Annotated in this window: 18 protein-coding genes; 13 read left to right on the top strand and 5 right to left on the bottom strand. The window is 65.1% G+C overall.

Annotated elements, in window-relative coordinates:
• Positions 1-8: 8 nt before the first annotated feature.
• Positions 9-1,196, top strand: a complete 1,188-nt coding sequence (locus AC1RUR_RS37160) for a CaiB/BaiF CoA transferase family protein (RefSeq protein WP_492853093.1) — start codon at positions 9-11, stop codon at positions 1,194-1,196.
• Positions 1,197-1,439: 243 nt separating this feature from the next.
• Here the strand turns inward: AC1RUR_RS37160 and AC1RUR_RS37155 are convergent, their stop codons facing one another.
• Positions 1,440-1,826 carry a hypothetical protein gene (locus AC1RUR_RS37155; RefSeq protein ID WP_492853092.1) on the bottom strand — a complete coding sequence of 129 codons (387 nt, stop codon included), beginning with the start codon at positions 1,824-1,826 and terminating at the stop codon, positions 1,440-1,442.
• A gap of 223 nt (positions 1,827-2,049) precedes the next feature.
• Between AC1RUR_RS37155 and AC1RUR_RS37150 the strand changes: the two genes are divergently transcribed.
• From AC1RUR_RS37150 to AC1RUR_RS37115, 8 genes are all read left to right on the top strand, one after another.
• The gene (locus tag AC1RUR_RS37150) at positions 2,050-2,844 is read left to right on the top strand and encodes a MetQ/NlpA family ABC transporter substrate-binding protein (RefSeq protein WP_492853091.1); all 795 of its coding nucleotides are present in this window, start codon (positions 2,050-2,052) and stop codon (positions 2,842-2,844) included.
• 126 nt (positions 2,845-2,970) lie between these two features.
• On the top strand, positions 2,971-4,008 hold the full coding sequence (locus AC1RUR_RS37145; RefSeq protein ID WP_492853090.1) for a putative FMN-dependent luciferase-like monooxygenase: 1,038 nt from the start codon (positions 2,971-2,973) through the stop codon (positions 4,006-4,008).
• 27 nt (positions 4,009-4,035) lie between these two features.
• Entirely contained in the window at positions 4,036-4,662 is a 627-nt protein-coding gene (locus tag AC1RUR_RS37140; RefSeq protein WP_492853089.1) for a CMD domain protein, read from the top strand.
• Positions 4,663-4,675: 13 nt separating this feature from the next.
• Entirely contained in the window at positions 4,676-5,260 is a 585-nt protein-coding gene (locus AC1RUR_RS37135; protein WP_492853088.1) for an alkylhydroperoxidase domain protein, read from the top strand.
• A 59-nt stretch (positions 5,261-5,319) separates the two neighbouring features.
• Positions 5,320-6,477, top strand: a complete 1,158-nt coding sequence (locus AC1RUR_RS37130) for an ABC transporter substrate-binding protein (protein WP_492853087.1) — start codon at positions 5,320-5,322, stop codon at positions 6,475-6,477.
• A gap of 53 nt (positions 6,478-6,530) precedes the next feature.
• Complete coding sequence (locus AC1RUR_RS37125; protein WP_492853086.1) at positions 6,531-8,354, top strand: ABC transporter permease; 1,824 nt, start codon at positions 6,531-6,533, stop codon at positions 8,352-8,354.
• The gene (locus AC1RUR_RS37120) at positions 8,354-9,199 is read left to right on the top strand and encodes an ABC transporter ATP-binding protein (RefSeq protein WP_492853085.1); all 846 of its coding nucleotides are present in this window, start codon (positions 8,354-8,356) and stop codon (positions 9,197-9,199) included. Before AC1RUR_RS37125 ends, AC1RUR_RS37120 begins: the two co-directional genes overlap by 1 nt.
• The gene (locus AC1RUR_RS37115; protein ID WP_492853084.1) at positions 9,196-9,936 is read left to right on the top strand and encodes an ABC transporter ATP-binding protein; all 741 of its coding nucleotides are present in this window, start codon (positions 9,196-9,198) and stop codon (positions 9,934-9,936) included. Before AC1RUR_RS37120 ends, AC1RUR_RS37115 begins: the two co-directional genes overlap by 4 nt.
• A 3-nt stretch (positions 9,937-9,939) precedes the next feature.
• Here AC1RUR_RS37115 and AC1RUR_RS37110 read toward each other — a convergent pair whose 3' ends face one another.
• Positions 9,940-11,451, bottom strand: coding sequence for a helicase HerA domain-containing protein (locus tag AC1RUR_RS37110; RefSeq protein ID WP_492853083.1), 1,512 nt, complete (start codon positions 11,449-11,451; stop codon positions 9,940-9,942).
• Positions 11,452-11,555: 104 nt separating this feature from the next.
• On the bottom strand, positions 11,556-12,374 hold the full coding sequence (locus AC1RUR_RS37105; RefSeq protein WP_492853082.1) for a YkgJ family cysteine cluster protein: 819 nt from the start codon (positions 12,372-12,374) through the stop codon (positions 11,556-11,558).
• 352 nt (positions 12,375-12,726) lie between these two features.
• Here AC1RUR_RS37105 and AC1RUR_RS37100 point away from each other — a divergent pair, with 352 nt between their 5' ends.
• Positions 12,727-13,311 carry a LysE family translocator gene (locus AC1RUR_RS37100; protein ID WP_492853081.1) on the top strand — a complete coding sequence of 195 codons (585 nt, stop codon included), beginning with the start codon at positions 12,727-12,729 and terminating at the stop codon, positions 13,309-13,311.
• A gap of 39 nt (positions 13,312-13,350) precedes the next feature.
• Here the strand turns inward: AC1RUR_RS37100 and AC1RUR_RS37095 are convergent, their stop codons facing one another.
• On the bottom strand, positions 13,351-14,415 hold the full coding sequence (locus tag AC1RUR_RS37095; RefSeq protein ID WP_492853080.1) for a ketopantoate reductase family protein: 1,065 nt from the start codon (positions 14,413-14,415) through the stop codon (positions 13,351-13,353).
• Positions 14,416-14,533: 118 nt separating this feature from the next.
• Between AC1RUR_RS37095 and AC1RUR_RS37090 the strand changes: the two genes are divergently transcribed.
• Positions 14,534-14,779 carry a hypothetical protein gene (locus AC1RUR_RS37090; RefSeq protein ID WP_492853079.1) on the top strand — a complete coding sequence of 82 codons (246 nt, stop codon included), beginning with the start codon at positions 14,534-14,536 and terminating at the stop codon, positions 14,777-14,779.
• Between the two features lie 369 nt (positions 14,780-15,148).
• The gene (locus AC1RUR_RS37085) at positions 15,149-16,228 is read left to right on the top strand and encodes an alpha/beta hydrolase (RefSeq protein WP_492853078.1); all 1,080 of its coding nucleotides are present in this window, start codon (positions 15,149-15,151) and stop codon (positions 16,226-16,228) included.
• A 13-nt stretch (positions 16,229-16,241) separates the two neighbouring features.
• Here AC1RUR_RS37085 and AC1RUR_RS37080 read toward each other — a convergent pair whose 3' ends face one another.
• A complete protein-coding gene (locus AC1RUR_RS37080) occupies positions 16,242-16,721 on the bottom strand; it encodes a MarR family winged helix-turn-helix transcriptional regulator (RefSeq protein ID WP_492853109.1) in 480 nt (159 codons plus the stop codon).
• 514 nt (positions 16,722-17,235) lie between these two features.
• On the opposite strand from AC1RUR_RS37080, the gene AC1RUR_RS37075 reads away from it, so the two are divergent.
• A complete protein-coding gene (locus tag AC1RUR_RS37075) occupies positions 17,236-18,807 on the top strand; it encodes a porin (protein ID WP_492853077.1) in 1,572 nt (523 codons plus the stop codon).
• The last annotated feature ends 249 nt before the right edge of the window (positions 18,808-19,056 follow it).

Below are 19,056 nucleotides of genomic sequence, written 5' to 3'. Positions count from 1 at the left end.
AAGGATCTATGGGGGGAATTCTGGAAGGCGTGCGCGTCCTGGATTTCGGGCGCTATATCGCAGGTCCGTATTGCGCAACCTTGCTGGCCGAATTCGGCGCCGAGGTCATTCGGGTGGAAAAGCGCGACGGCAGCGAGGATCGCTTTGTGGCGCCGGTCGGCGAGGGCGGGGAAGGCGCGCTGTTCCTCCAGGTCAACCGCAACAAGAAGTGCATCACGCTCGATCCGATGAAGCCGGAGGGGCAGGAGGTGATGCGCCGCTTGATCGCGACCGCGGACGTGGTCGTCGCCAATTTGCCGCCGCAGACCCTGCGCGCGATGAAGCTCGATTACGAGCAGCTGAAGGCGATCAAGCCCGACATCATCCTGACGACGGCTACCGCGTTCGGCGGGCCGGGGCCGTGGTCCGACCGCGTCGGCTTCGACGGCGTCGGCCAGGTCATGTCGGGTTCGGTGTACATGACCGGCGCCGGCGATCCGCCCTACCGCGCGGCGGTGAACTGGGTCGATTTCGGAACCGCGCTGCACTGCGCGTTCGGGACGCTCGCCGCGCTGATCGAGCGCGGCAAGTCGGGCCGCGGGCAGATCGTCGAGGGCGCGCTGCTGGCCACCGCGCTGTCCTTCACCAACGCCACGCTGATCGAGCAGGCCGTCATCAACGTCAACCGCGTTCCGACGGGCAACCTCGGCCAGACTGCGGCGCCGGCCGACATCTACCGCACCAAGGACGGCTGGGTGCTGTGCCAGGTCACCGGGCATCCGCTGTTCAAGCGCTGGGCTAGGCTGATGGGCGAGGAGGAGCAGTGGCTGAACGATCCGCGCTTTGCCGACGACATCAGCCGCGGCAACAACGGCCCCGTCATCAGCGAGCGGATGGCGCGCTGGTGCGCCGAGCGCACCACGCAGGAGGCCGTCGACACGCTGGGAAGTGCGATGATTCCGACCGGGCCCGTCCTGAGCCCGCAGCAGGCGCTCGATCATCCGCACATCCGCGCCGCCGGTTTCATGCAGGACGTCGACTATCCGGGCCTGCCGAAGCCCGCGCCGGTGATGCGCGCCGCGGTGCGGCTGTCGGAAACGCCGGGCGACATCGCAAGCCGCCCGCCGACCCTCGGCGAGCATACCGATCGTGTCCTCGCCGAACTCGGCTATGACGCGGCGTCGATCGAGGCGCTTCGGCAAGGCGGCATCGTCTAGCGACGCCCGGCAGTACTGGATCGCCGCCTGAGACAGTCAGGCGGCGATCCAGTGCGAGCTAAACGAACTTGGGGAAGTTGTAAGGCCGCAAGACAACGCTAACCCGTCCCGCGCAAACGCATCAAGTTTCGTAGTGTTGCTCCGGCGACAGATTCGTTGCCGCAGCCCGGAAATGGCCACACTTGCTCCGCCGGAGATTTCTGGGCCTGTCGCCGTCGACCTGGCGGTCCGAGTAAGCTTGGCTCACCTGATGCTGGCGACGCCGATTGCCAGCACCGACATCAGCAGCACATTCGCCAGCAGCTCCACTGCCGTCTTCGGCTCAGCCAGCCAGCGCGAGACCTTCTCGGTAAAGGACAACGTGGCGTCGCTGAACATTGGCGCGCTGTTGTGCCTGAAAAAGCGCGGAAATTTCGGCGCGAGCCACGGCGTCACCGCTCCATGGAAGCTCGCTGCGAGCACGGTGAAGATGATCGCGCCGTAGCGTTCGCCGACGATCTCCGAGGCCGCCACCAGCTTCAGCATCAGTACGACGCTGGAATAGAGCGGCACGCCCTGGAACAGGGCATAGAGCACGAAGGATTCGAGCCGGTTCTGGGTCGCGAGTTTCGGAGCGGCGAGGGCGGACATGACGGGCCTCCTGGATGGTCCTTCCAATTTCGCACTCCAGGCGTCGCTTTGCCGTGATGCGCGTCACGGTTGCGCACGGCGTCGTCATTCGTCGCGAATTCGTTTCCCGTTTGGTGCCGAATGGAGAAAGGCTCGCCCTCCCTGGCGGCCAATATGGATTTCAATTTCGTTGATTTCGCGCGGCGGAGAAGCGAACACGGTTCCAACATTTGCCGCCCGAGTGATGGAGACCAAGATGTCGTTTCGCCTTCCCCTGATCCTCTCGGCCGTGCTCGCCGCATGGTCCGCCGCAGTTGCGGCCGAGACCATCAAGATCGGCGTGACGCCGGGGCCGCACGCGCAGATCCTCGAGGCGGTGAAGCCAGTCGCCGCCAAGCAGGGCCTCGATATCCAGCTCATTGAGTTCTCCGACTACGTCGTGCCGAACGCCGCGCTCGATGCCGGCGAGATCCAGGCCAATTCGTTTCAGAACCAGCCTTACCTCGACAACCAGAAGGCCGATCGTGGCTACAAGATCGAGGCTGTCGGCCTCACCGTGAACTTCCCGATCGGCGTCTATTCGAAGAAGTACAAGTCTTTCTCCAGTATCCCCGAAGGCGGCAAGGTCTCGATCCCGAACGATCCGACCAATGGCGGCCGCGTGTTGCTGCTGCTGCGCGACAAGGGCGTGATCAAGCTGAAGGACGGCACCGGCTTCAAGCCGACGGTGCTCGACATCACCGAGAATCCCGGGAAGCTGAAATTCATCGAGGTCGATGCGGCGCAGGCGCCGCGCGCGCTCGACGATGTCGACGCCGCCGCGATCAACACCAATTATGCAACCCAGGCGGGCCTCGATCCCGTCCATGATCCGATCCTGCGCGAGGACCCGAAGGGGCCCTATGTCAACCTGATCGCGGTGCGCGCCGCCGACAAGGACAAGCCCTGGGTCAAGGTGCTGGTGGACAGCTATCACACGCCTGAGGTGAAGGAGTTCGTCCTGACCAAGTTCAAGGGCGCGGTGCTGCCCAGCTGGTAGGCAGCCGGCGTCACATCTTCGGCAGGAATGGATGGCAGCGGGGTGGCAGCCCTGCGCGGCGGCTGCTTGCCTCGCGCTGCGGCAGCGGACATCATGCGGGCTGTTGCAACGTTGAGCGCGGTTGGCATGAAACGGTTCGCTAATCTGAAAAGGCTGGGATTCTTCACGCGGCTTCTCGACGAGGCGCCGCCGGCGGACCGCTACCGCTTCGCGGCCGAGCAGATCGTGCGCGCCGAGAAGGCCGGGCTCGATTCCGCGTGGATCGCGCAGCATCATTTTCACGAACGCGAGGGCGGCCTGCCGTCGCCCTTCACGTTCCTCGGTTACGTCGCAGCCCAGACTTCGCGCATCCGCCTCGGCACCGGCATCGTCACCCTGCCGCTGGAGAATGCGGTGCGGGTGGCGGAGGACGCCGCGGTGCTCGACCTGCTCTGCGACGGCCGCTTCGAGCTCGGCGTCGGCACCGGCGGCAATCCGTCGGCCTTTGCCGCCTTCGGTCTCGACGGCGCCCAGCGCAACGAGATATTTGCCCGCAACCTGGAAATCGTCCGCACGGCACTGACCGGCAAGCCGCTCGATGGCGGCGACACGCTCTATCCGCTGCGGCCGCAACTGGACAAGCGCATCTGGCAGGCGACATTCTCGGTTGCCGGCGGCGCCCGTGCCGGCAAGGCCGGCGATGGCCTTCTGCTCTCGCGCACGCAGCCGCGCGCCAAGGACGCGCCGAAGGCTGCGCTCGCGGAGATCCAGAACCCGATCATCGACGCCTATCTGGCCGCGCTGCCGCCGGGCTGCGAGCCGCGCATCATGGCCTCGCGCAGCGTCTTCGTTGCGGACGATCATCGCGAGGCGATGCGCCTCGCCGACATCGGCTTGCGCCGTGCGCTGCCGCAATTCATGAAGGGCGGTCACCTTTCTCCGGGCGAGACGCTGGAGGAGATGATCGCCGCCTTCGACACCCATGTCGGCGCAGCCGATGAGGTCATCGCCTCGCTGCGCACCGATGCGACGCTGGAGCGGGTGACCGATCTCGTCTTCCAGGCGCATTCGGTCGATGCTCCGCACCCCTACATCCTGCGCTCGATCGAGCTGGTTGCGGACAAGGTCGCGCCGGCACTGGGCTGGACCCGGACGGTGGCGGCAGACGTTGCGCTGGCGGGCTGACTTTACGGAATTGTACGAGGCTGAATGATGGCTACCAAGGATATCATCGACATGCTCGTCGGGATCGAGCCGGGATCGGTTCTGGACGGCATCCGCGGCAAGCGCGTGCAAGCGCGCGACAACGCGCAGAAGAGCTATCTCTCTTTGTTCGAGCCGATCGACGCGAGCGACGTCTCGCTCGTCGAGCGCGCCGCGGTCGCATTCTTCGTGATCGGCCTGCACCGCGAGCCCACTGTTGCGGCCTTCTATCGGGCCAAGCTGGCTGCGACCGCCGAAGGCGCGCGCCTGATCGAGGCGATCGAGGTCGAAGTCGCGCGGGGCGAGACCTCAGGTCCATACGGCGCCTTTCCGGCCGGACCGTTGTCGGTGGAGAACAAGGCCGGATTGATCTACCGCGTCAGCGCAGAGCGCAAGCCCGATCTCGGTGCCCGGCTCGTTGCAGCGCTCGAACATGCGCATCTGCTGGTCTTCCGTCCGCGCGACGCCGCGTCCGCCGACATGAAGGCGCTGCTCGCCGCCGGCTGGTCGACCACCGGCATCGTTACCTTCTCCCAGCTCGTTGCGTTCCTGTCGTTCCAGGTGCGCGTCGTCACGGGCCTGCGCGTGCTCGGCGCCTCGCTCGGGCGACCTGCGAACGTCGCGGCCAGCGCGTAAGGAAACCGCAATCATGAGCGCTGCAAACACAGTCAATCCGCCCGTCGTCTTCACCCAGGATGAACTCGGCTGGGTGTCATGGATCGATCCGCTGCCCGAGGCCGAATTGACCGAGCGGCACTTCGCCGGCCTCGTCGATCGGGCCCGCGCCAAGTCGGAATATTTCCGCCTGCTGGTGCGCGATCCCGAGGTGCTGGAAGCCCGCACCAAGACCGACAAGGACATCTTCTACAACGTCGCCGACGGCCTGCCGCGCGCCGAGCGCGAGCTCGCAGCCGCCGCGACCTCGCGCTACAACGGCTGCATCTATTGCGCCTCCGTGCATGCGCGCTTTGCCAGCACCTATTCCAAGCGCCGCGACGACGTGCAGCGGCTGCTCGACGAAGGCGTCAAGTCCGATCTCGGCGAGCGCTGGAATGCCGTGGTCAAGGCGTCGGTGGCGCTCGCCGCGACGCCGATCGCGTTCGGTCCCGACAATGTCGAGGAGCTGCGCCGCGCCGGTCTCGACGATGCCGAGATCGTCGACGTCATCAACGGCGCCTCGTTTTTCAACTGGGCGAACCGGCTGATGCTGTCGCTCGGCGAGCCCTCGAAATAGGCAATCTCACCGGCACAAGAATTGCTGCTTGTTTCAACATTGAATGGATGGAGCCGTACATGAGCAACATCGATCGCCGTACCCTGGTCAAGGGCTCTCTCGCCGCCATGATGGCGGGAGCGGCCTTCTCGCGCGGGGCGTTCGCGCAATCGTCCGAACCGATCCTGCTCGGCGTCAGCGGCCCCCTGACCGGACCGAATGCGCAATACGGCACGCAATGGAAGCAGGGCTTTGATCTCGCGCTCGACGAGATCCAGGCGGCCGGCGGCATCAACGGCCGCAAGCTCGCCTATCAATTCGAGGACAGCCAGAGCGATCCGCGCCAGTCAGTGGCGATCGCCCAGAAGTTCGTCTCCGATCCCAGGATCGTCATGGAGCTCGGCGATTTCTCCAGCCCTGCCTCGATGGCGGCATCCCCGATCTATCAGCGCGGCGGCCTCGTGCAGTTCGGCTTCACCAATTCGCATCCCGATTTCACCAAGGGCGGCGACTTCATGTGGAGCACGTCGGTCAGCCAGGCCGACGAGCAGCCGCTGCTGGCGGCCTATGCCGTCAAGCGCCTCGGTCTCAAGAAGCTCGCGATACTCCACCTCAACACCGATTGGGGCCGCACCAGCCGCGATTACTTCGTCAAGGCGGCCAAGGAATACGGTGCCGAGGTCGCGGTGACCGAGGGCTACATCGCGGAGGAGCGCGACTTCCGCTCCACCCTGGTGCGCGTGCGCGATGCCAGTCCGGACGGGCTGATCCTGATCTCCTATTATTCCGACGGCGCGCTGATCGCCCGCCAGGCGCGTCAGGTCGGGCTTAAGCAGACCATCTGCGCGGCAAGCTCGGTCTACTCGCCGAAATTCCTGGAGCTCGGCGGCGAGGCGGTCGAGGACGTCCATCTCGGCACGCGCTATTTCCCCGAGGATCCCAGGCCCGAGGTCAAGAAGTTCATCACGGGCTTCAAGGCCAAGTACAACGGCCAGGAGCCCGACGCCTTCAACGCCTATTCCTATGACGCGATGCACATGGCAGCCGCGGTCGTGAAGATCGGCGGCACCGACCGCCGCGCCATCCGGGATGCCTTCGCGAAAGTGAAGGATGTCTCGAGCGTGATCTTCGGCCAGGCGACGTTCGACGTCGAGAGCCGCCGGGTCAAGGGCGCCATGAATGCCGAGCTCGTCGTGCGCAAGGGGCAGTTCGCGCTTTGGGACGGTAAGCCGACCTGACTTGATGGCCGGAGCACCCCGCTCCGGCCGCTCTCTCTGATTAGGACCATCGCGTGTCTTCCTGGCTCGACTACACGATCAACGGGTTGATCGTCGGCAATGTCTACGCCCTCGTTGCGGTCGGGCTCGCGCTGATCTTCGGCGTCAGCCGGCTGATCAACTTCGCGCAAGGCTCGATCTATCTGGTCGGCGCCTATATCGGCTGGGTCGCGGTGGTGCAGTTGCACACGCCGCTGCCGCTCACCATCATCGTGGTGGCGGTCGCCGCGGCGCTGGTCGGGCTGATCATCGAGCGGTTCGGCCTGCGTCCGCTCCAGAACTCGGTGCGCATCGCACCGCTGCTCGCGACCATCGGCATCAGCTTCGTGCTCGATCAGCTCGTGATGCTGACTTTCTCGCCCAATCCGCGCGCGCTGCCGAGCCAGTTGCCGGACGTCCGCTTCCAGGTCGGTGGCGGCACGATCGGCCCGCTTGATCTGCTGATCGCCGGCGTCGGCATCACCAGCGCGATTCTGCTGTTCGTGTTCCTGCGCTACAGCAAGCTCGGCTGGGCGGTGCGCGCCACCGCGCAGGACCGCGACGCCGCGATGCAGATGGGCGTCGACGTCAACCGCGTCAATCAGGCCGTGTTCGGCATTGCCGCCGCGCTCGGCGGCGTCTCCGGCCTGCTGGTCGGCATGTACTACAACCAGATCGACACCGCGATGAGCCTTCAGGCGACGCTCAAGGGTGTCGTCGCCGAGGTCGTCGGCGGCGCCGGCAACGTGCCGGGCGCGGTGATCGGAAGCCTGCTGCTGGGATTGGTCGAGAGCTACGGCGTCGCCGTTTTCGGCACCAGCTACCGCAATCTGTTCGCCTTCCTGCTGCTGGTCGTCGTCCTCGTGCTGCGGCCGAACGGCCTGTTCGCCAGCGCGCGGCAGGCGCCACCCGAGCCGATGACCGGCACTTTCATCGCGCCGAGCCGTCCCGTGCGGATTCCGCGCTGGGCGCTGCTGGCCGCGACCGCAGCGTTTGCGATCCTGCCGCTGTTTCCGGTGTCCTTCTACGTGCTGCAGACCCTGATCAACGCGTGGCTGCTCGGCATGCTCGCGCTGAGCCTCACGCTGGTTGCGGGCACGATCGGCCAGGTCTCGCTCGGACATGCGGCGCTGCTCGCGATCGGTGCCTATACGTCGGCGCTGCTGTCGCTGACGTCAGCCGTTCCTGTCGGCCTCGCCATCATCGGCGGCGGCCTGATGAGCGCCGCGCTCGGCACCGCCCTGATCTCGCCGTCGTTCCGCCTGCGCGGCCACTATGTGTCGATCGCGACGCTTGCGATCGGCGAGATCGTGTCGCTGGTGATCCTGAACTGGGAGAGTGTCACGCGCGGCCCGATCGGCATCTCCGGCATTCCGCCGCTGTCGCTGTTCGGCTATGACCTGATCAGCCCGAATTCGATCTACTGGTTCAGCCTTGCGATCATGATCGTGCTGGCGCTGCTCCAGGCACGTCTGCTTGGTTCGCATCTCGGCCGCAGCTTCCGCGCCATCCGCGACGACGACGTCGCCGCGCGCGCCTATGGTCTCAGCCTGAACCGCTACAAGTCGCTGGCCTTCATTTTCGGCGGGTTTGCCGCCGGTGTCAGCGGCGGCATCGCCGCGCATCTTTATTCCTACATCAACCACGAGACCTTCAACACCCAGCAATCGATCCTGGCGCTGACCGTCGTGATCCTCGGTGGCCTCGGCAATGTCGTCGGCGCCATCGTCGGGGCGGTGGCGCTGGTCGGCCTGCCGGAAGTGTTCCGGATCGCGGCGGAGTACCGCATCTTGATCTACGGTATCGTGCTGCTGCTGCTGGTGCGATTCAGGCCGCAGGGCCTGTTGGGAACGATCTGATGGCCGAGCACGCGCCCATGCTGTCCCTGCGCGGATTGACGCGCCGCTTCGGCGGTCTCACCGCCGTGGACTCCATCGACCTCGACCTCGCCAAAGGCGAGCTCGTCAGCATCATCGGCCCGAACGGCGCCGGCAAGACGACGTTGTTCAACCTCGTGACCGGGCTCGACAGGCCGGATGCCGGCAATGTCCACTTCGAAGGCCAGGACATCACCGGCCTCTCGCCGGAGCGGCTGGCGGCCGAAGGCATCGCGCGCACGTTCCAGCTCGGCCGCGTCTTCGGCAATCTCAGCGTGATGGACAATGTCCTGATCGGCGCGCATACGCGGCTGCGCGCGGTGAAGCCGGCGGTGCCGGTGATCGGTCCGCTGCTGGAATTGGGATTGGCGCTGTTGCGGCCTTCAGGCGTCAAGGCCGAGGAAGAGCGGCTGCGCGAAGAGGTGAAAATCATTCTCGCCCGCTTCGGCGAGCGGCTGCTGCCGCGGATCGACCAGCCGGCCTACAGTCTCTCCTATGCCAACCGCCGCCGCGTCGAGATCGCCCGCGCGCTCGCGCTGAAGCCGCGCCTCCTGCTGCTCGACGAGCCGACCGCCGGCATGAACCCGACCGAGACCGCGGAGATGCAGGGCCTCGTCGCCGAGCTGAAGGCGGAAGGGCTGACCATTCTCCTGATCGAGCACAAGCTGGAGATGGTGATGCGCCTCTCCGATCGCGTCATCGTCATGGACGAGGGCAAGAAGATCGCGGAGGGGCCGGGCGAAGTGGTGCGCGGCGATCCCAAGGTGATCGAGGCCTATCTCGGTCACGGCCTGTCGGGGACGACGGAGCAGGAGAGCGCGGCATGACGACAAGCGTATCCGAACCGCTGCTTGCTTTGACCAATGTCAACACCTTCTACGGCCAGGCCCAGGTGCATTTCGACCTGTCGATCACGGTCGCGCGCGGCCACATCGTCTGCCTGCTCGGCGGCAATGCCAGCGGCAAGTCCACGACGATGAAGATCATCCTCGGCCTCGTCAAGCCGCGCTCGGGCGAGGTGACCCTCGACGGCGCCTCGCTGATCGGGTTGACCACGCCGCAGATCGTCCGCCGCGGCATCGCCTCGGTGCCGGAGGCGCGGCGGCTGTTCGCGGACATGACCGTCCGCGAGAACATCCTGATGGGCGCCTTCGTGCGCAACGACCGCGAGGCGATCGCGCAGGATCTCGACAAGATGCTCACGCTGTTTCCGAAGCTCGGCCAGCGGCTGTCGCAGCGCGCCGGCTCGCTGTCCGGCGGCGAGCAGCAGATGGTCGCGATGGCGCGCGCGCTGATGAGCCGTCCCAGGATGATCGTGATGGACGAGCCGACCATGGGCCTGTCGCCGCTCTATGTCGACCGCGTGCTGGAGCTGATCCGCACCATCAACCAGGAGGGCGTGTCGGTCTTCATGGTCGAGCAGAATGCCAGCCTCGCGCTCGAGATCGCGCACGAGGCCTATGTGCTCCAGACCGGCAAGATCGTGCTGTCGGGCCCGGCGCGGACGCTGAAGGACGATCCCCGGGTGCGCGACGCCTATCTCGGCGGCGCCGAGGCCGCGTAGCGATCAGGCCGACGCCGCGCTCTGCGCCGGCTCCGCCGGCAGATCGTCGCCATTGGGATCGCCCGGCGCGGTTGCCCAGGCCAGCTCCACCAGCGTCACGATCCTGCGTCCGCCGCCGTCGAGCTGGCAGACGATGAGACCCTGCTCCTCCATATAGCTGAGCAGGCGCTGCGCCCGGCGCAGCGAATGCGAGCCGTAGGCGCGCGCGATCGCGGCATCGCCGGGGCAGGGCCAGCCTTCCTTGGCGGCGCGCGCGATCATCATGAACACGCCCTGCATGTCGTCGGGCAAGATCGAGGCGCGCAGCGAGACGTCCTGCCAGGCGTCGTCCTCGGCATGCTCGGCGCCGAGCCCGGCGCGGGCGCGCGTCAGCATGCGGCGGAATTCGGTGAGGTCGGGCACCGCCGAGCCGAGCCCCTCGATGCGGCAGCGGACCACGAACTCCTGATAGAGCACGCCGATGGCGCGGAAGCCGGCATCGGGCTCGGCGAGCACGGCACGAAGCGTGCGATCGACGCGCTCGCGTCGTTCGGCGAGCTCTTCGGCGCTGACCGCGACCTCCACCACCTCGGGACTGATCTCCGGCGCAGCCGCCTTGGCGGCGCGGAGCTGTTCGAGCAGATCAGGCGCGGGCCGGCGCTGCGGCCGGCTGGCATCGGGCGGCGGCGCGGCCAGGATGACAGCGCGCATATCTTCGAGCGCGGCCTCCGGCAGCGGCATCAGCCGCGGCGTGGAATTTCGCGCGTGGGTGTCGGTCGGCCCGATGTTCAGACGCAGGGGGCGGCGCGACAGCGCAGGCCCCAGCGCCATGAACTGCCCGCGCTCGAGATCGCGAAAGGCTTCGGCCTGCCGCCGTTCCATGCCGAGTAGATCGGCGGCGCGCGCCATGTCGATGTCGAGGAAGGTCCGCCCCATCAGGAAATTGGAGGCTTCCGCCGCGACGTTCTTGGCCAGCTTTGCCAGCCGCTGGGTCGCGATGATTCCGGCAAGCCCGCGCTTGCGGCCGCGGCACATCAGATTGGTCATCGCACCAAGCGACAGCTTGCGCGCTTCGTCCGAGACTTCGCCGGCGACGGCCGGCGCGAACAGCTGCGCCTCGTCCACCACCACCAGCATCGGGTACCAATGGTCGCGGTCCACGTCGAACATCCCGCCGAGAAACGCCGCCGCGCGCCGCATCTGGTTCTCGGCGTCCAGGCCTTCGAGATTGAGCACGGTGGAGACCCGATGCAGCCGCGCGCGCTCGCCCGCGACCTGAAGGCCGCGCTCGGTGTGATCCTCGGCCTCGATCACGAGATGGCCGAAGCGCTCGGCCAGCGTGACGAAATCGCCCTCGGGATCGATGATGGCCTGCTGCACCCAGGGCGCGCTCTGTTCCAGCAGACGCCGCAGCAGATGCGACTTGCCGGAGCCCGAATTGCCCTGCACCAGGAGACGGGTCGCCAGCAGTTCCTCGAGGTCCATGGCGGCCACGGCGCCCGCCGTGGTCTGCCCCATCTCGATTGCAACCGTCATGTCCCGACTCAAGTCCCCGTCATTCGCGGACAGGGGCTTATCAACCCGGCTGGGGCGCGTCGAGCGTTACAGCGCGAATCATGCCGTGTTGCCCACGGTGGCGTTCAGGCGTGCTGCGACAGCCGTAGAAGTGCGGGCCGATAGGGCGGGACGGGATCGTCGTCCTCGTTTTCCGGGATCGCGCAGGAGCCGAATTCCTGCCTGATCCGCTCGATCTCGGCGATGCGCTCGTGCAGCCGCTGCAAATGCGCCTGCGACGTCGCCCGCCAGAACCGGAACGTGTCGGCCGTGAGCGGCAGGAACCCCGTTCCGAACGGCGTCGGATCGGCGACGACGGTGCGTCCGAGCAGCAGGAACCGCTCGGTGCCGGAGACGACGAGGGTCGCATAACCGCGGTTCCCGATTCGTCTGATCCCGTTCAGCGACCATTCGGCGAGCTTGCTGAAATACGGCTCCTCGCGCCAGCGATCGGGGCAGGCGTCGTCGACCGTGACGTTGACGGCGTCCTGGCTGAAATGCACCACGATGCCCGATTTTGCGGGAAACCAGTCGTCGTCGAGATGGCCTTGCAGCCAGGCGCAGACGAAGGACCGGCACATCTGCGGACGGTGGTCGTAGATGGTGCATCCGGTGCCGGCCTGCCAATGCCGGCAGAGCTGGTTCACCGGCTTGTCGACGGCGGCCACTTCGAGGATATCGCAGCAGGCGTTGCACGATCCGCATTGCCGCGCGGGACGCGCCGTCTTCGGCAGGCCGGTTGCGCGAAAACCCTGGCCGTCGCGAACCAGGAGCTTCTGTTTCTCCAGCGCGGTCAACGCACGTTCGATCTTGAGACGGGACAGTCCGGTTGCGTCGATCACGCCCTTCATCGTCGTCGCGCCTGCCTCGACGGCGCGGACGACGCTCAGCATCGCCTGATCCATTGCCTCTTTTTTTCTTCTCGTGTTCTTGCCTGGATCCCGGACGCAGGCCCTGCAAATCAACGTCTGGTAAGGTGATTTACAAAGCTATTTTGCTCATGCCTATATGCGGAGGCAAGACGACGCGACGTGCGCCGCGACACGATCGCGTGATCGCGGCGACGGGATCACTCCCGTTGAGCGTGCGCGACACCGGGAACCGTTCCGCGCAAGGTCATTCGATCGTCGGAATTGCGGTGCGTCGTCGCCATGCGACCAAGGCAGGGTTCGATGCGGTCAGAACCCGGGCGATCCCGCCCCCATGTGGAATGACGCAGATCAAGATTCGTGAACCCGAAGCCTGTTAGCTGGGTGCATGAGCTTCCTGACCTTCTTCACGGCGACCTGTTTTCTCCTCGCCATGCCGGGACCGACCAACACCTTGCTCGCGACATCGGGGGCAGGGAACGGCATCTCGCGGTCGCTGCATCTGCTCGCGGCCGAGCTGTGCGGCTATCTCGCCGCGATCGCGCTGCTGCGGCTGGCGCTCGGTCCCGTCGTCAGCGGCATTCCGGTTGCGGCCGTCGTGCTTCGCGTGGCGGTCAGCGTCTACATCCTGGGTCTTGCCGTCATGCTCTGGCGCGTCAACGCGCGCGAGCTGCGCGGCGGCGCCGTGGTGACGTTCCGCCAGGTGCTGATCACCACGCTGCTGAATCCGAAGGCGCTGGTGTTCGCCTTCCTGCTGCTGCCGCTCCGGGCCGGACTGTTCGAGCTGTTGCCCTGGATTGCGGTGATCGCGCTTCAGATCGTCACGGCGGGTGCTGCGTGGGTGATCCTGGGCGCCACGCTCGGCCGCGGCGCGCGCCGGCTGGGGCATCCCGAGATCATCACGCGCACCGGCGCGGTCACGCTCGTCGCGGTGACCGGCCTGATCTGGCTTCAATCATTCCTGAGCGCGTGAGCGCCGAGGCCGTACCATCGTGACGGACGCGGCGCGCGGCTATTGCGCGCCCGATCCGCCCTGCACGATCTTCTCGTTCAGCTTCTGGTCGACGGTCTCGACCGTGCGGTCGATCTCGCAGTTGGGCACGCCGAGCTGATGCGAGATCAGCTTCACCAGCAGGTCGACGCGCTCGATGAAGGGCGCGCCGCTCGCCACCGCGCGTGCGGCCGATGACGGCTTGAGCAGGCTTTCGGCCGCCTTGGCGTATTTCGCGAACGGCACCTGGTCCTGCGGGTCGGCGCCGAGCTTGCGGGCGATCGCGTCGACATGATCGTAGATCGTCTGCGAGCGCTTGAGATCGCCATGCACGGCATCGCGGATCGACTGCGGCTCGTGCGGCGTGATGCAGCGATAGTTGCCGGTCAGCAGCATCGACCATTTCGCCAGCGGCACGAACAGGGACGAGAATACTTTCAGCTTCACCGGCACGTCGAGGCCGTCGAGCGTCACCGCGTCGATGTCGGCTTCGAGCTCGCGCAGCACCTTGTTGTGCTTCTCGTCGGCGAAGACCGATGCCTTGAAGTTGGTGGGCAGGCCGACATGAAGCACGTTGGCGGCTTCCTCCGGCGGGCGGAAGGCCTGCGGGTCGGGCGAGCACAGCGTCACGAGCCCCGGCTCGAACCGCTCCCACACCTGCGCATTGGTGTAGGCCTCCTCGAGATCCATGCTGGCGAGCGCCGGAATCCGCTTCAGATAGGGCAGCGGCGGCATGTTCATGATCGACAGGCACGGCAGCTTTGCCGCGGCGATCTTGACCATGAGAACACGCACCGTGTGGTTGGTGTATTGCGGCTCCTGCATCGCCAGGCCGACCATGTCGTAGCGGGAGACGTCGACATCGGCCGGCGTCACCGCGTCGAGCTTGCCGGGCAGGTCGCGCGAGAAGATCGCGCGGTGCACCGCCTCGTCGCGCAGCTTGATGCGCACCTCGGTACCGTCGCGGTTGATCAGCTCGGCGGTCTTGGCACGGCAGACCAGGGTGACGTTGTGGCCCGCCATCAGCAGCTTCGTGCCCAGCAGGGAGCCGTAGGAAGCCCCGAGAATCAGAATGTTGCGCGCCATGCTTCGTCCCTTGAAAATGTCGTGTGATTTTTGCGCCCCGGACATGATCCAGGGGCGAGTTGGCGGCATCTAAAGCGATGTGCCCGGCGATGGCAACTGGGATAATGCATACAAGGCGATGCGGATATTCCCGCTTCGTTCGCATTTCGACGGGGGCCGCGAGAGGCAGGCGCATCAAAGCGGCGCCGCGACGGGATTTCTCAAAACGCCCGGCGGGAAGAACGTGGCGCTGTGTCGGAACGGTTCGCTCGCCATCGGCAAACCGTTCCATGTTGTCGAAATTCGACAATCTGGAATCCGCGATCCTGACACGCAGGTAGAGCGGATCATGTGGTGTCACGGTTCGCGCGCCGAGCTGCGATGAGCGACAATCCGCCGCAGCTTTCGCTGTCTGCCGACATAAGGATTCGCGATGACGCGCGGCGATCCTGCCTGCTCTGTCAGCAAACGAATTCTATATTTTAATCGTCGGTCACAACAAAAAACTACAAACTCAGAACCGCAAAAATGGCAGAATGTCGCGGGGCCATGACTGTGTATCAGCAACGGAGCTGAGGTGTGACGATTGAGTTGAGCCGGCGTGGTCTTTGTATCGAGACCGGCTCGTTGCGCAGTTATGCACGGCGCTCTGCTGAAAGCGCGGCCGGCAAGTCTGGGGAATCCAAATCTTGGTCGTTCAAGATTTGGTCGTTCAAGACTTGGTCGTCGCTGACGGCGCTGTTCGGGGACTGACATGGAAGGTGATCATTGGCCTCACGGCTCGTGCGACGGCGCGGGTGGCAATCTGGCGCGTTTGCGCAATCGCGCGTCCGGATTTTTCGAAGGCCTGTCCGTCGCAGACCTTGTGCGCGAGGGGCCGAGGCATTTGTGGGTTTCGGACTGGTTGAGGGTCGCGGACGACTACCGGATATCCGCCGAATCCGCGCGCAGAGACGAGTCCGCCCGGATCGCCGGGGAAGCGTGGCTGTGCTCGCTGACCGCGCTGGAAGTCGCGCGAAGTTTGTCTTGTCCGGGAGATATCGCGGATAGCGACCTCGCGGACAGGTTCGGTCTCGGCCTGAAGGGTTTTGCGGATGACGCCGGCCCGGTGATCGAGCGCGTGAAGATCGATAGCCTTGATCAAGGGGTGTTGACCGGGCTCTTTCTGCCGGCGTTCCGTCAGGGGCCTTCACCCACCGTCATCTGCATCGCCGACGAGGAAGCCACCCTGGGCTCGATGATGAGCAGGTTGTTGCCGGCCTCATGCCGCCGGAGCGTGTCGCTTCTGCTCGTCGATTCCAGCAATTCGTCCGTTCGTCGCCCCTTCAAGCCGGAGCATGAGCTTCAGTGCTGGCTGGACTATCTGGAGGCGCGCCCGGACGTCGATTCGCAACGGATTGCAGTCTATGGCGAAGGGGCGGGCGCCAGTCACGCGTCCCGCCTGGCTCTGCTGGACCGCAGGATAGCTGCCGCCGTGTGCGATGGCGGCATTGTGACGCCGGTCATGCGCCGGGCATCGTTGCGCTGGATGAGCGGCCTTGAGCAGGCCGTCCCCGACGCGACCTCGCCGGGTTCGTTGTTGCCGTCGCGTCGAATAGCTTGCCCGCTTCTCGTGGTCGTCGGGAGTCGCTCAATGGTGTGGGAGGAGGATGCGCTCGAGCTGCAAGCCGGCTACCGGCAGGCCGGTGCCGATTGCTCGACCGTCGTGCCGAACTGCATCCCGCATCCTCTGGGCGAGGTCGAGAATTTTATCGCTGTCGACGATTTCATTCTCGAATGGGTCGACAGCAAGCTGGGCGCTGCCCGCGTGATGAATCCCGTGACCTACCTCTAGCGGCATCGACGGATCACGACACGTCGATCGCCAGCAATCGTGCCGCCAGCCGGGCGTTCTTGGCAATCGTCGCGAGCCTGTCATTCAGATCGGCGAGGGTCTTCTCATTGAGCTCGTTGAACATGGTCGAGTTCAAGGCGAGCTTTCTCTTGGACAGCTTTTCGATTTCCGTCTTCGCCTTTGCCGTCAGCGACATCAGGACGAAGCGGGCGTCGTCGGCTGCCGGTCGTCGCGACAGAAACCCGCCCTTTTCGAGGCTCTTGGTCTGGTTGGTTACAAAGGCGGGATGGACCCGCAACTTGTTCGCAATGTCGATTCCAGCGACGCCTCGTCCCTCGTCCAGTTCGGTGATGGCCATCAAGATCAGCCATTGCGGCTCGGTAATCCCAAGCAATTCGGCCCAGCTGGCGTGGATGTTCTCCAGCTGGGAGTGAATTTCGACGATATTCCAGATGAAGTCCGTAATCGCCCTGTCGAGTTTCTTCTCGATCATGCGGCCTCCCCCCTGTTTTGCTTGGATCAATCTTTTAAAGGGATATTCGGGAGGCGTCTCGGATATCGCGCACCAACGATGGTCGTAGATGCCGCATGGCAGCAATCGCCTGGTCGTTTAGTACTTGCAAAAAGCAATTAATTTAATTACCCGTTGTCGTACTCAATTCTGCTGCTCTTGACCTTTGTCGATGGACAGCGATGTGAGACCTCCAAGAAAGCCCTCGGGATGCCCCCTGAGGGCTTTTTCTGTTTTATCATATGCACTTGAACGGCAGGCCGGTCGCGCCTGTTGCCCGCGGGCAACATCCTGTTCCGAACTTGCGATTCACTAAATCAATAAATTGAGGCGGTTGTTTTTATAAACTATATGTGAAGCCACGACGGAGGGGGCACCTCACTGTCGTTTCAATTCCGGACCCTCGGTGCGGAACTGAATTGAACGGAAAATTGAGGGTGGGCAGAGCGGCATCCGCCGAGGAGCCGAGCCCCCGAACCGACCTGGAGGTTTACTAATGAAGTTGACGAAAACACTCTTTCTCGGCTCGGCTGCCGGCCTGATGGCTGTCTCCGGGGCGTTCGCAGCCGATCTTCCCGTGAAGGCCAAAGCGGTCGAATACGTGAAGATCTGCTCGCTGTACGGCGCCGGGTTCTACTACATCCCGGGCACCGACACCTGCATCAAGCTGGGTGGTTACCTGCGCGCCGACGCCGTGATCGGCTCCAATTCGGACTTCAGCCCGAATCAGAGCGGCTCTGCCGGTGGCCGCAACCGCCTGATGAACTACTACACCTTCCGCGCTCGTGAAGACCTCAACATCGACACCCGCACCGCGACCGAGTACGGCGTCGTCCGTACCTTCTTCGACGGCGTGTTCACCTGGACGACCGGCAACTATTCCGGCACCGGCAGCGCGACCGGCGGCACCGCGTACAGCGGCACGCTGGCCCTCAACACCTCGGGTGCGACCCCGGCTCTCGTCGGTTCGTCGGTCAACGGCACCGACGGCAACACCTCGGCCGGTTCGCTCGGCGTGTACTACGCCTTCATCCAGTTCGCCGGCTTCACGATGGGTAAGGCCGTGTCGCAGTTCGACGCGCCCTGGACCAACTATCCCGGCAACATCACCGACAACCTCGTCGGCGGCAGCGGCACCGTTACCGGCGTCACCCAGTTCACGTACACGGCCGACTTCGGCCAGGGCGTGACGGCGTCGTTCTCGGCTGAAGATGCGACCCAGTACTATCAGGCCGGCAACCTCAACATGACCGGCGCGACCGCGGGTGGCATCATCGGCGGTTCGTACGGCACCAACGCCGTCGGCGGCTCGCGTTCGCCGAACCTCGTTGGTCAGGTGCGTGTCGACCAGGCTTGGGGCCTCTTCCAGGCGTCGGTTGCCGCGCATGACAACCACGTTGCCTACTACGGCGCCACCGAGGCGACTGGCCATCCCGACGACAAGTGGGGTTGGGCGGTTCAGCTCGCTCTGTCGATCAAGAACATCCCGACGGGCGCGGGTGACACGATCAACATCCAGGGCGTCTACACCGACGGCGCGACCCGCTACAACTTCCAGAACCTGTCGGGCAGCACCTACTCGCTGTTCGGTAGCTCGGGCGTTGCCTACCAGAGCGTCGGCTTCGCCAATGCTCCCGACACCGTGTTCGTCACCGGCAGCTCGCAGGAAACCGTCAAGACCTGGGGCTTCCGTGGTGCTTACACCCACAACTGGAATCCCGCCTGGAACTCCGCGATCTACGGTGCCTACGGCCAGGCCCAGTTCGGCTCGCTCGCCAAGACCACGATCTGCGGCGCCGGTGGTGCTGGCGGCGTGTTCGGTGGTCTGGCTGGTGTCACCTCGTGTAACCCGGACTTCGCGATCGGCCAGATGGGTGTCGTGACCCGCTGGACCCCGGTCAAGAACCTGACGTTCTCGGCTGACCTCACCTGGACCCATCTCGACCAGAAGTATGCTGGCACCGTGGCCTACGCTGGTTCCGGTACGACGGCCAAGCCGGCTGCCGTGTACGAGCTGAAGGATCAGGACACGCTCGCTCTGATCCTCCGCGCTCAGCGCAACTGGTAAGATCCATCCAGACAACGTGAATGAGCGCCCGGCGGGAAACCGCCGGGCGCTTTTTTTGTTGCACGGCGCGCGTGATGTGAGGCGCGGGACCTTTCCCGGATAGCGCGTGGCTCCATCCGGGCCACGAGATCTTGCGTTGCCCGACGGGCAAAACACCCGCGAAGCTGTCAACCCGCTGCCGCGAAAATATTCCACTTTACCGAAATTCGGAAATGGCGTATGTGTCGCCCATCCCGGCTCATCCTTGAG

The organism is Bradyrhizobium sp. GW821-FHT12B03, from assembly GCF_058807535.1.
The sequence above is the reverse complement of the archived record's forward strand: the minus strand, read 5'-3'. Positions and strand labels throughout refer to the sequence as shown.

What these genes read in the sequence shown, in the direction of transcription:
- AC1RUR_RS37160 (WP_492853093.1), top strand. Translation starts at nt 9, where the DNA reads ATGGGGGGAATTCTGGAAGGCGTGCGCGTCCTGGATTTCGGGCGCTAT.
- AC1RUR_RS37155 (WP_492853092.1), bottom strand. Translation starts at nt 1,826, where the DNA reads ATGTCCGCCCTCGCCGCTCCGAAACTCGCGACCCAGAACCGGCTCGAA.
- AC1RUR_RS37150 (WP_492853091.1), top strand. Translation starts at nt 2,050, where the DNA reads ATGGAGACCAAGATGTCGTTTCGCCTTCCCCTGATCCTCTCGGCCGTG.
- AC1RUR_RS37145 (WP_492853090.1), top strand. Translation starts at nt 2,971, where the DNA reads ATGAAACGGTTCGCTAATCTGAAAAGGCTGGGATTCTTCACGCGGCTT.
- AC1RUR_RS37140 (WP_492853089.1), top strand. Translation starts at nt 4,036, where the DNA reads ATGGCTACCAAGGATATCATCGACATGCTCGTCGGGATCGAGCCGGGA.
- AC1RUR_RS37135 (WP_492853088.1), top strand. Translation starts at nt 4,676, where the DNA reads ATGAGCGCTGCAAACACAGTCAATCCGCCCGTCGTCTTCACCCAGGAT.
- AC1RUR_RS37130 (WP_492853087.1), top strand. Translation starts at nt 5,320, where the DNA reads ATGAGCAACATCGATCGCCGTACCCTGGTCAAGGGCTCTCTCGCCGCC.
- AC1RUR_RS37120 (WP_492853085.1), top strand. Translation starts at nt 8,354, where the DNA reads ATGGCCGAGCACGCGCCCATGCTGTCCCTGCGCGGATTGACGCGCCGC.
- AC1RUR_RS37115 (WP_492853084.1), top strand. Translation starts at nt 9,196, where the DNA reads ATGACGACAAGCGTATCCGAACCGCTGCTTGCTTTGACCAATGTCAAC.
- AC1RUR_RS37110 (WP_492853083.1), bottom strand. Translation starts at nt 11,451, where the DNA reads ATGACGGTTGCAATCGAGATGGGGCAGACCACGGCGGGCGCCGTGGCC.
- AC1RUR_RS37105 (WP_492853082.1), bottom strand. Translation starts at nt 12,374, where the DNA reads ATGGATCAGGCGATGCTGAGCGTCGTCCGCGCCGTCGAGGCAGGCGCG.
- AC1RUR_RS37100 (WP_492853081.1), top strand. Translation starts at nt 12,727, where the DNA reads ATGAGCTTCCTGACCTTCTTCACGGCGACCTGTTTTCTCCTCGCCATG.
- AC1RUR_RS37095 (WP_492853080.1), bottom strand. Translation starts at nt 14,415, where the DNA reads ATGGCGCGCAACATTCTGATTCTCGGGGCTTCCTACGGCTCCCTGCTG.
- AC1RUR_RS37090 (WP_492853079.1), top strand. Translation starts at nt 14,534, where the DNA reads ATGCGGATATTCCCGCTTCGTTCGCATTTCGACGGGGGCCGCGAGAGG.
- AC1RUR_RS37085 (WP_492853078.1), top strand. Translation starts at nt 15,149, where the DNA reads ATGGAAGGTGATCATTGGCCTCACGGCTCGTGCGACGGCGCGGGTGGC.
- AC1RUR_RS37080 (WP_492853109.1), bottom strand. Translation starts at nt 16,721, where the DNA reads ATGATCGAGAAGAAACTCGACAGGGCGATTACGGACTTCATCTGGAAT.
- AC1RUR_RS37075 (WP_492853077.1), top strand. Translation starts at nt 17,236, where the DNA reads ATGAAGTTGACGAAAACACTCTTTCTCGGCTCGGCTGCCGGCCTGATG.